The following is an 11,318-nucleotide window of genomic DNA, read 5'->3' on the forward strand; positions in this document are numbered from 1 at the left end:
CTTCACGCTCCTGTGAGACAGCAGTTTGTAGGGTAAATCCGCGAACCGCGTCGGGCAGCATAGCAGGATTTTCAGGGGGTGTTAATCTGTTTACAAAAAAGCAACATTAAATACTTGCTGAATCGTTAAGGACGGAATAAAGCAGGCGGGAGAAGGTTTTAACGACAGAGAATCCTCGCCCACTGGAATGAAAAACGGCCCCGCAGGGCCGTTTCGTTACGCAGCTGTTACACCGAACCTAACAACGAACGCACGTTACTGTTGGAATACTTTTCCGGGGTGACGGTTTGATCAACCAGTTTATCCAGCACGTATTTTTGCACCGTTGAGCGGTTGTTCACCTGCTCGTTATGACCGACGCTTGCCAGTTGCCCGCGACCGTTATAGTTGAGCGTGGTGGTGTTCTCTTCATCGTTTTCCACCAGATGGTAGAAGTAGTTTTGCGAAGACTTCATTTTGTTCAGCGCCAGCGGAATCGATGGGTCAATAGCCTCATGCCAGGCGGCGCTCAGATGGCTGCGCGTCGTCTGTTTTATGGTTTTTGAGCCGTCATCGCGGGTCTGCTCTTCGGAAGACTGCGAGGCGGTGTAAGCGAAGCGATCTTTCTCTTCTTCATGCAGCGGATTAGGTGATTTCTCGGTTTGCACCAGCGACAGCGAAAAATCATTCAGCCCGCTTAATTGCGAAACGCCGCTCGTATCAAGAGTGAGATTTTGGCCTGGAGCGACTTTAGCGCTTTCCGCATCGCGAGTGATGTTGAGCGCGCGGAAGACGGATTTCATCGCTTCCATCTGACCACGATCGCCATTACCGGCAATACGCGCTTTATCGAATTTATCGTCATACGCTTTCAGCGCCAGCTGCTGTTGGCCGTAGCTCCCGGAGAGCGCAGGTTTGGACATATCGCTGCTCATCTTCAGCGAGTAGTCGCCATCCTGGTAGGCAACGGAGCGCGCTTTGTCATCGGCATGGAAATTAAGCGACTGCAGCGAATCATCGCCATTGCGGATATCGGTTTTCAGATCGACGGATTTCAACCGATTGCTATCAAAGTTGGTTAAACCGGTGATATCCAGTTTCGGCGGTTGCTGCCCCAGCCCGCTGAGCGCTTTACTTAATGCGTTGCCGAGGTTCGCCACTGCCGCAGCATCATCATCATTTAGCGAGTCGCCCTCCGTTTTTACCTCAACCGCGATGCCATTGTCCTGCTGGGTCATCGTCAGGTGAACGGTCGAGCCGGATTTGGTGGCAATGCTGAGCGTCACCGCAGATTTATTCGCACCGGCACTGGCACCCAATTCAGCGCTCACCCCAGTCAGTGCCTGGGTGAAATCACCACGGTTCTCTTTCAGGTTGTCAAGCAGCGCGCTGCCAAGGCCAGCCATTGAGGAAACCGAAGCACTGCCCAGGGCCGATTGCATCAGCCCTTCGATAATAGGGTTGGACTGCTGTGCAACATTGGTACTCATTTTTTTCGGTGACAGGCTATAAACCGCCGAAATCTCTGAAGTCTGGCTACCGAACATCACTTTCGCCGAGGTGTTATTGTTGGCGACGGCATTATTGCTGTTGGCGGCACGAGCAGCAGCGCCAACCTGGGTTGTCGCGCTAACGCGCGTCACAGAAGGCAGCTGTAAGGCAAAACTAAGTCCGCGGATCATGACGATGAAACTCCCTCTCTCACCGATAGTGGTAGCAATCTAACATCGGCAGTTTTTGCACAATCTTTATACTTTGCGGATGAAATCTCTAAATTCATCACGAAACGCAATTAAAAAAGCGAGCCAGTTACCTGACTCGCCTATTTTAGGCTACCCATGCATTCCTCATGCGGAATGCAAAGACGGCTTACATGATGTTAGCGACTGATTTCGCCAGTTGGGCTTCGAGAGCCGGTTTGGCTTCTTCGAATTTCAGGTTCACTTTGTTCGCGCTAGACACAACACGCGTCTGGTATTTCGCACGGTTGCCTTCTTCGGTGCTGGTTTGCAGCTTGATACCGGAAGTGCCCTGACGCAGCGCCGCACCTTCGTAACCACTTTTCAGGTATCTCTGGGTTTCACGCAGATCCAGTTTGTCGACTTTCAGCACGCGGGCCGGGCTCCAGTCAACGGAAAAGAGGCAAAAAAAAGCAGCCCGCAGGCTGCCTTATCGTAAACTGGCGAAACTTACTTTTTCTTCGCTTTCGGGTTCGGCAGGTCGGTAATGCTACCTTCGAACACTTCAGCCGCCAGACCGACGGATTCATGCAGCGTCGGGTGCGCGTGAATGGTCAGCGCGATATCTTCCGCATCGCAGCCCATTTCGATAGCCAGACCGATTTCACCCAGCAGCTCGCCGCCGTTGGTGCCGACAATCGCGCCACCGATAACACGGTGCGTCTCTTTGTCGAAAATCAGTTTGGTCATACCGTCAGCGCAATCAGAAGCGATAGCACGGCCAGAAGCAGCCCACGGGAAGGTGGCGGTTTCGTAGCTGATGCCTTTCTCTTTCGCTTCTTTCTCGGTCAGACCCACCCATGCAACTTCCGGCTCGGTATAGGCGATAGACGGGATAACTTTCGGATCGAAGTAGTGTTTTTTACCGGCGATAACTTCAGCGGCCACGTGGCCTTCATGCACGCCTTTGTGCGCCAGCATCGGCTGACCGACGATATCGCCGATAGCGAAGATGTGCGGCACGTTGGTGCGCAACTGTTTATCAACACGGATAAAGCCACGGTCGTCCACTTCCACGCCTGCTTTGCCAGCGTCGAGGTTTTTACCGTTCGGCACACGACCGATAGCCACCAGCACGGCGTCATAACGCTGCGCTTCAGCAGGGGCTTTTTTGCCTTCCATGGAAACGTAAATGCCGTCTTCTTTCGCTTCAACGGCGGTCACTTTGGTTTCCAGCATCAGGTTGAATTTCTTACCGATGCGTTTGGTGAAGACTTTCACGATGTCTTTGTCAGCAGCCGGGATAACCTGGTCGAACATTTCAACCACGTCAATCTCTGAACCCAGCGCATGGTACACAGTACCCATTTCCAGACCGATGATACCGCCACCCATAACCAGCAGACGTTTTGGTACAGATTTCAGCTCCAGAGCGTCGGTAGAATCCCATACGCGCGGATCTTCATGCGGAATGAACGGCAGCTGGATCGGACGGGAACCCGCCGCGATGATAGCGTTGTCGAAGTTGATTACGGTTTTGCCGTTTTCGCCTTCCACTTCCAGGGTGTTCGCCCCGGTGAATTTACCCAGACCGTTAACCACTTTCACTTTACGGCCTTTGGCCATACCCGCCAGACCGCCGGTCAGCTGAGTGATAACTTTCTCTTTCCAGGTACGAATCTTGTCGATATCGGTTTTCGGTTCGCCGAAGACGATACCGTGTTCAGCCAGCGCTTTGGCTTCTTCGATAACTTTTGCAACGTGCAGCAGCGCTTTAGAAGGGATACAACCCACATTCAGACAAACACCGCCGAGAGTGTTGTAACGTTCAACGATGACGGTTTCCAGACCTAAATCAGCGCAACGGAAGGCAGCAGAGTAACCTGCCGGGCCTGCCCCAAGTACCACGACCTGAGTTTTGATTTCAGTACTCATCATGACCTCTTATTGATTTCCGGCGGTCAGGGGTACTTCATGTCGCCCTTCATCCACCGGGACGTTCTATCCGCCCGCAGTTTACAAAATTGTTAACAATTTTGAAACAACAAACGGCAAACGATTTGTCCTTTTGCCCCTGATAACCTCAACAGCCTTATGAGATTATCAGAAAAAAGCCGGCCGTCAGGCCGGCTTCTTCGATTACATCACCAGACGGCGAATGTCAGACAGCATGTTGTTGATGATGGTGATAAAGCGCGCACCATCAGCACCGTCAATCACACGGTGGTCGAAGGAGAGCGAAATCGGCATCATCAGACGCGGTACGAACTCTTTACCGTTCCAGACCGGCTCCATTGCAGATTTGGAGACGCCCAGGATAGCGACTTCCGGTGCGTTAACAATCGGTGCGAAGTGGGTAGTCCCCAGGCCACCGATGCTGGAGATGGTGAAACAACCGCCCTGCATTTCGCCAGCGGTCAACTTACCGTCACGCGCTTTCTTGGAAATCACGGTCAGTTCGCGAGACAGCTCGGTAATGCTCTTCTTGTTCACGTCTTTAAAGACCGGAACAACCAGACCGTTCGGAGTATCCACCGCAACACCGATGTTGATGTATTTCTTCAGCGTCAGACGCTGTGCATCTTCAGACAGCGAGCTGTTGAAGCGAGGCATTTGCTCAAGCGCGGCAGCAACGGCTTTCATGATGAAGACAACCGGGGTGAATTTCACATCCAGTTTGCGCTTCTCAGCTTCGGCGTTCTGCTGTTTACGGAACGCTTCCAGATCGGTGATATCGGTTTTGTCGAAGTGCGTAACGTGCGGGATCATCACCCAGTTACGGCTCAGGTTAGCACCAGAGATTTTCTGGATACGGCCCAGTTCCACTTCTTCGATTTCGCCGAACTTGCTGAAGTCCACTTTCGGCCACGGCAGCAGACCCGGCAGAGAACCGCCAGTTGCGCCAGCAGCAGGTGCAGATTCCGCACGTTTCACCGCGTCTTTCACGTAAGCCTGAACGTCTTCGCGCAGGATACGGCCTTTACGACCGGTGCCTTTCACTTTCGCCAGGTTAACGCCGAACTCGCGCGCCAGGCGGCGGATTAGCGGGGTAGCGTGAACGTAAGCATCGTTTTCCGCGAAGTCAGATTTACCTTCTGCTTTCGCAGCAGGAGCCGCCGCAGGTTTAGCAGCCTGAGCCGGGGCAGCAGCAGATGACGGAGCAGCAGCGGCAGCCGGAGCGGCGGTAGGCGCAGCGCCTTCCACTTCAAACACCATGATCAGCGAGCCAGTGGAGACTTTGTCGCCCACATTCACTTTCAGCTCTTTCACAGTACCTGCGAACGGTGCCGGGACTTCCATAGAGGCTTTGTCGCCTTCTACGGTGATCAGCGACTGTTCAGCGGAGACTTTGTCGCCCACTTTCACCAGCACTTCGGTCACTTCAACTTCGTCGCCGCCGATATCCGGTACGTTGACCTCTTTCGGGCCAGCCGCAGCTGCCGGTGCGCTCGCCGCAGCCGGAGCGGCTGCCTGAGCCGGAGCCGCAGCAGGTGCAGCACCCGCCACTTCAAAGACCATGATCAGCGAGCCGGTAGAAACTTTATCGCCGGTGTTGATTTTGATCTCTTTCACGGTGCCTGCGAACGGCGCCGGAACTTCCATAGAGGCTTTGTCGCCCTCTACGGTAATCAGAGATTGTTCTGCCGCAACGGTGTCGCCCACTTTCACCAGGATTTCGGTGACTTCAACTTCGTCACCGCCGATGTCAGGCACGTTCACTTCTTTTGCTGCCGCGGTTGCTGGTGCAGCAGCGGCCGGAGCGGCCTCTTTCTTCTCTTCTGCCGGAGCAGGTGCAGCGGCTGCTGCACCATCGGCGGAATCGAAAATCATGATCAGTTTGCCCGTCTCGGTTTTGTCGCCAACAGAGACTTTGATCTCTTTAACAACGCCAGCCTGCGGAGACGGAACTTCCATAGAGGCTTTGTCGCCTTCTACGGTGATCAGCGACTGTTCAGCGGAAACGGTGTCGCCTACTTTGACCAGAATCTCGGTGATTTCAACTTCATCAGACCCGATGTCCGGTACTTTGATTTCGATAGCCATTATCTCTTTACCTCTTACGCCAGACGCGGGTTAACTTTTTCTGCATCGATGTTGAATTTGGTGATTGCTTCCGCCACCACTTTCTTGTCGATTTCGCCACGTTTAGCCAGTTCGCCCAGTGCTGCTACCACTACGTAAGAAGCATCAACTTCGAAGTGGTGACGCAGGTTTTCACGGCTGTCGGAGCGACCGAAGCCATCAGTACCCAGTACGCGGTAATCATCAGCCGGTACGTAAGTACGAACCTGCTCGGCGAACAGTTTCATATAGTCAGTTGATGCCACAGCCGGTGCGTCGTTCATCACCTGAGCGATGTACGGAACGCGCGGCGTTTCCAGCGGGTGCAGCATGTTCCAGCGCTCACAATCCTGGCCATCACGCGCCAGTTCAGTGAAGGAGGTAACGCTGTACACGTCAGAGCCCACGCCGTAGTCGTTCGCCAGAATCTGCGCTGCTTCACGCACGTGACGCAGGATAGAACCAGAGCCCAACAACTGAACTTTACCTTTGCTACCGGCAACAGTTTCGAGTTTGTAGATACCTTTACGGATACCTTCCTCGGCACCTTCCGGCATGGCCGGCATGTGGTAGTTTTCGTTCAGCGTGGTGATGTAGTAGTAAACGTTCTCTTGTTTCTCGCCGTACATACGGGTCAGACCGTCATGCATGATGACTGCCACTTCGTACGCGTAAGACGGGTCGTAAGAGATACAGTTCGGGATAGTCAGCGACTGAATGTGGCTATGACCATCTTCGTGCTGCAGACCTTCGCCGTTCAGCGTAGTACGACCGGAAGTACCACCTACCAGGAAGCCGCGAGCCTGCTGGTCGCCAGCCTGCCAGCACAGGTCGCCGATACGCTGGAACCCGAACATGGAGTAGTAGATGTAGAACGGGATCATCGGCAGGTTGTTGGTGCTGTAAGAGGTCGCAGCCGCCAGCCAGGATGCGCCAGCACCCAGTTCGTTGATACCTTCCTGCAGGATCTGACCTTTCTCGTCTTCTTTGTAGTAAGCAACCTGCTCACGGTCCTGCGGGGTGTACTGCTGGCCGTTCGGGCTGTAAATACCAATCTGACGGAACAGACCTTCCATACCGAAAGTACGCGCTTCGTCGGCGATAATCGGCACCAGGCGATCTTTGATCGACTTGTTCTTCAGCATCACGTTCAGGGCACGAACGAAAGCGATAGTGGTGGAGATCTCTTTGTTCTGCTCTTCCAGCAGCTGAGAGAAGTCTTCCAGCGCAGGCAGATCCAGTTTTTCGGTGAAGTTCGGCTGACGAGACGGCAGGTAGCCTTTCAGCGCCTGGCGACGTTCGTGCAGGTATTTGTGCTCTTCAGAACCTTCCGGGAAGGTGATGTAAGAGAGGTTTTCAACCTGCTCATCGGTAACCGGAACATTGAAACGATCGCGGATATAACGCACGCCGTCCATGTTCATTTTCTTAACCTGGTGAGCGATGTTTTTACCTTCCGCGGTATCGCCCATGCCGTAACCTTTGATGGTGTGGGCCAGGATAACAGTCGCTTTGCCTTTGGTTTCACGCGCTTTTTTCAGTGCCGCGTAAACTTTCTTCGGATCGTGGCCGCCACGGTTCAGTGCCCAGATCTGCTCATCAGTCCAGTCTGCAACCAGCGCTGCGGTTTCCGGGTATTTACCGAAGAAGTGCTCACGAACGTACGCGCCATCTTTGGATTTGAAGGTCTGGTAGTCGCCGTCGACGGTTTCGTTCATCAGTTGGATCAGTTTACCGCTGGTATCTTTACGCAGCAGTTCATCCCAACGACCGCCCCACATCACCTTGATAACGTTCCAGCCAGCACCTGCGAAGATGCCTTCCAGTTCGTTGATGATTTTGCCGTTACCGGTTACCGGGCCATCCAGACGCTGCAGGTTACAGTTGATGATGAAGCACAGGTTGTCCAGTTTTTCACGGGTGGCGATGGTGATAGCGCCTTTGGATTCCGGCTCATCCATCTCACCGTCGCCCAGGAATGCGTAAACGGTTTGTTCAGAGGTATCTTTCAGACCACGGTGTTCCAGATATTTCAGGAATTTCGCCTGATAGATCGCACCAATCGGGCCCAGGCCCATGGATACGGTCGGGAACTGCCAGAATTCCGGCATCAGTTTCGGGTGCGGGTAAGAGGAGAGGCCTTTACCGTGAACTTCCTGACGGAAGTTGTTCATCTGCTCTTCAGTCAGACGACCTTCCAGGAATGCACGTGCGTAGATGCCCGGAGAGATGTGGCCCTGGAAATAGACCAGATCGCCGCCGTCTTTCTCGTTACGCGCGCGGAAGAAGTGGTTGAAGCAAACTTCATAAACGGTCGCGGAAGACTGGAAGGACGCCATGTGGCCGCCCAGCTCAAGGTCTTTTTTGGACGCGCGCAGAACCGTCATGATGGCGTTCCAGCGGATAGCTGAACGAATGCGGCGTTCCAGTTCCAGATTGCCCGGATATTCCGGTTCATCTTCAACGGCAATAGTGTTTACATAGTTGCTCGCCCCTGTGCCAGCTGCCACTTTCACACCGCCTTTGCGGGCTTCAGAAAGGAGCTGGTCAATCAGATACTGAGCACGCTCAACACCTTCTTCACGGATGACCGATTCGATCGCCTGTTGCCAGTCGCGAGTTTCGATCGGATCCACGTCATTTTGGAAACGTTCTGACATGGGGGGTATTCCTTATCTATCTAATACGTTGATTTGTCTGGAACCTGTCCCATTGCATTCTCATGCCTTTTCGTTCAAACCACAAAAGTGCAATAAGACAGGTTCTGCGTTTAGTTGCCGCGCTCTAAAGTTTGGCGCTGGTGTTACAACTCTTCCGGTACAACCTGCACCAGAAAATCTTAATTCTTTCTCTGCTCTAACCGGCGAAGCGAGCGTTCACGACGGCTCTGCTCACGGCTACGATCCAGCAAAATCTCTTCAATAAACGCCAGGTGGCGGTGCGACGCTTCACGCGCCTCTTCCGGCTTTCCGGCCATGATCGCCGCGAAAATACTCGAGCGATGGTTGCTGACAAGCGGCAGCATTTCGCGGCGCGCGTACAGCAATTCAAAGTTCTGACGAACGTTTTGCGCCAACATGGGCTCCATGCAGCGTAGCAGATGAAGCAGCACAACATTATGTGCCGCCTCGGTTACGGCTATTTGATACTGCACGACGGCACTGGATTCCGCGTCCAAATCCCCGGACTGCTGCGCCCGCTCAATGGCCTGGTGCAGCTCGCTAATCCGCGCTTTGTCTTCATCGGTGCTGCGCAGCGCCGCGTAATATGCAGCAATGCCTTCCAGCGCGTGGCGGGTTTCAAGCAGGTCAAACTGGGATTCGGGATGATCGGCCAGAAGCTCAACCAGCGGATCGCTGAAGCTTTGCCACAGACTGCTTTGGACAAAAGTACCGCCACCCTGGCGACGAAGGAGCAGGCCTTTCGCTTCGAGGCGCTGAATGGCCTCGCGCAGTGAAGGACGAGAAACATCGAACTGTTTGGCCAGTTCGCGCTCTGGAGGCAGTTTCTCGCCGGGACGCAACGTACCTTCGAGAATCAAAAACTCCAGTTGCTGCTCAATCACATCGGAAAGTTTTGGTTGGCGGATTTTGCTGTAGGCCATTGTTCCCTGTCTCTACCACTCGCCCGGAGTAAATTGGTCTTACCAATTTCATGTTCTTGACGCTAAAGTAACAAAGTATTCACCTTCTGTCCATACAGGTTTTGATTGAAATCAGGAAACCACGCACATTTTAACAATGTTACAGAAATAGCGTTTCAAAGATGTAACCTTGCACAAATGCCTCGTTTACCACGAAAGAGGCAGTTTTAACTTTCCTGAAACGCCAATTAAGGCATATGAACCGATTCAGTTGATGAATATATGAATGGTTATTCTTTTAATATGCATAAAACACAGAAATAAGTTCATTGAGGAGGTAGATGGGGTACGCAGAAACGGTTTCTTTTTTATCCGCTCGTCATCAGAGATTCATAAAGCAGATGCATTCCCACGCACTTAACACTATTCTGAGTCCTATGAAAGGGATTGACGAAAAAAAACGTCGACATTTCGTAAACTAAAAAATACAAAAAACGGAATTTATTTATTACACGCAAACCGCAGCGTACAAATAACAACCACACACGAGGTTTCATAATGGAAGGTCAACAGCACGGCGATCAGCTAAAGCGCGGCCTTAAGAACCGCCACATTCAGCTTATCGCGCTGGGTGGCGCTATTGGGACTGGCCTGTTTCTGGGCAGCGCATCCGTCATTCAATCTGCCGGTCCGGGGATAATCCTGGGTTATGCCATTGCCGGTTTTATCGCGTTTCTCATCATGCGCCAGCTTGGCGAAATGGTGGTTGAAGAGCCGGTAGCAGGTTCATTCAGCCACTTCGCTTATAAATATTGGGGCAACTTTGCAGGTTTTGCTTCCGGCTGGAACTATTGGGTGCTGTACGTGCTGGTGGCGATGGCGGAGCTGACTGCCGTCGGGAAATATGTTCAGTTCTGGTGGCCAGAAATTCCAACCTGGGTCTCCGCCGCCGTGTTCTTTGTCATTATCAACGCTATCAACCTGACCAACGTGAAAGTGTTTGGTGAGATGGAGTTCTGGTTCGCCATTATTAAGGTTTTCGCGGTTGTGGCGATGATCGTCTTTGGCGGCTGGTTGCTGTTTAGCGGTAGCGCGGGTCCGCAAGCCACCGTGCGTAACCTGTGGGATCAGGGCGGCTTCCTGCCACACGGTATCGGTGGGCTGGTGATGATGATGGCTATCATCATGTTCTCCTTCGGTGGTCTGGAGCTGGTGGGGATCACCGCCGCAGAAGCCGATAACCCGGAACAAAGCATTCCGAAAGCCACCAACCAGGTTATCTACCGCATTCTGATTTTCTATGTGGGTTCGCTGGCCGTGCTGCTCTCACTGCTGCCGTGGACGCGTGTTACGGCTGACACCAGCCCGTTTGTGCTGATCTTCCATGAACTGGGCGACTCGTTTGTGGCCAACGCGTTGAACATTGTGGTGCTGACTGCCGCGCTGTCGGTTTATAACAGCTGCGTATACTGCAACAGCCGTATGCTGTTCGGTCTGGCGAAACAGGGCAACGCGCCGAAAATGCTGCAACAAGTGGATAAACGTGGCGTGCCGGTGAACACCATCATCACCTCTGCACTGTTTACCGCGCTGTGTGTGCTGATCAACTACTTCGCCCCGGAATCCGCGTTTGGTTTGCTGATGGCGCTGGTGGTTTCCGCGCTGGTGATCAACTGGGCGATGATTAGCCTGGCTCACATGCGTTTTCGCCGCGCCAGGCAACAGCAAGGGGTTACGCCGCGCTTCCCGGCGCTGTTCTACCCGCTAGGGAACTGGATCTGCCTGCTCTTTATGGCTGCGGTACTGGTAATCATGCTGATGACAGACGGCATGGCGATCTCGGTTTACCTGATCCCGGTGTGGATCGCCATCCTTGGCGTCGGCTACCTGCTGAAGCAGAAAAACGCCAATGCCGTGAAAGCGAATTAATCCTTACCCGTTCTGCCCTCTCCTGCCCGGGAGAGGGTTGTTATTACTGTGTTACCTTCCTCACACTTTCCTTTACATAGCCATTT

At 53.2% G+C, this 11,318-nt stretch carries 6 protein-coding genes and 1 pseudogene; 1 reads left to right on the forward strand and 6 read right to left on the reverse strand.

Features of this window, described 5'->3' with window-relative positions:
• Positions 1 to 227: 227 nt before the first annotated feature.
• The 6 genes and pseudogenes from JKP81_RS16935 to pdhR all read right to left on the reverse strand — a co-directional run bounded on the left by JKP81_RS16935 (position 228) and on the right by pdhR (position 9,324).
• Positions 228 to 1,661, reverse strand: a complete 1,434-nt coding sequence (locus tag JKP81_RS16935) for a hypothetical protein (RefSeq protein ID WP_200552640.1) — start codon at positions 1,659 to 1,661, stop codon at positions 228 to 230.
• Positions 1,662 to 1,848: 187 nt separating this feature from the next.
• A pseudogene (gene traT, locus JKP81_RS16940) lies at positions 1,849 to 2,106 on the reverse strand (complement resistance protein TraT); the annotation flags it as partial.
• A gap of 62 nt (positions 2,107 to 2,168) precedes the next feature.
• Complete coding sequence (lpdA, locus tag JKP81_RS16945; protein WP_025263731.1) at positions 2,169 to 3,593, reverse strand: dihydrolipoyl dehydrogenase; 1,425 nt, start codon at positions 3,591 to 3,593, stop codon at positions 2,169 to 2,171.
• Positions 3,594 to 3,797: 204 nt separating this feature from the next.
• Positions 3,798 to 5,702: a pyruvate dehydrogenase complex dihydrolipoyllysine-residue acetyltransferase gene (aceF, locus tag JKP81_RS16950; RefSeq protein WP_200552641.1), complete on the reverse strand. Its 1,905-nt coding sequence runs from the start codon at positions 5,700 to 5,702 to the stop codon at positions 3,798 to 3,800.
• A gap of 14 nt (positions 5,703 to 5,716) precedes the next feature.
• Positions 5,717 to 8,380 (reverse strand): pyruvate dehydrogenase (acetyl-transferring), homodimeric type, encoded by a 2,664-nt coding sequence (gene aceE / locus JKP81_RS16955; protein WP_200552642.1) that lies wholly within the window; start codon positions 8,378 to 8,380, stop codon positions 5,717 to 5,719.
• 179 nt (positions 8,381 to 8,559) lie between these two features.
• Positions 8,560 to 9,324: a pyruvate dehydrogenase complex transcriptional repressor PdhR gene (gene pdhR / locus JKP81_RS16960; protein ID WP_017457950.1), complete on the reverse strand. Its 765-nt coding sequence runs from the start codon at positions 9,322 to 9,324 to the stop codon at positions 8,560 to 8,562.
• Positions 9,325 to 9,858: 534 nt separating this feature from the next.
• Between pdhR and aroP the strand changes: the two genes are divergently transcribed.
• Positions 9,859 to 11,232: an aromatic amino acid transporter AroP gene (gene aroP, locus JKP81_RS16965; RefSeq protein WP_200552735.1), complete on the forward strand. Its 1,374-nt coding sequence runs from the start codon at positions 9,859 to 9,861 to the stop codon at positions 11,230 to 11,232.
• Positions 11,233 to 11,318 lie beyond the last annotated feature (86 nt).

The organism is Kosakonia sp. LAM2021, assembly GCF_016620385.1.
Lineage (GTDB): Bacteria > Pseudomonadota > Gammaproteobacteria > Enterobacterales > Enterobacteriaceae > Kosakonia > Kosakonia sacchari.

Coding starts and splice junctions, on each gene's coding strand:
- JKP81_RS16935 (WP_200552640.1), bottom strand. CDS start 1,661: ATGATCCGCGGACTTAGTTTTGCCTTACAGCTGCCTTCTGTGACGCGC.
- lpdA (WP_025263731.1), bottom strand. CDS start 3,593: ATGAGTACTGAAATCAAAACTCAGGTCGTGGTACTTGGGGCAGGCCCG.
- aceF (WP_200552641.1), bottom strand. CDS start 5,702: ATGGCTATCGAAATCAAAGTACCGGACATCGGGTCTGATGAAGTTGAA.
- aceE (WP_200552642.1), bottom strand. CDS start 8,380: ATGTCAGAACGTTTCCAAAATGACGTGGATCCGATCGAAACTCGCGAC.
- pdhR (WP_017457950.1), bottom strand. CDS start 9,324: ATGGCCTACAGCAAAATCCGCCAACCAAAACTTTCCGATGTGATTGAG.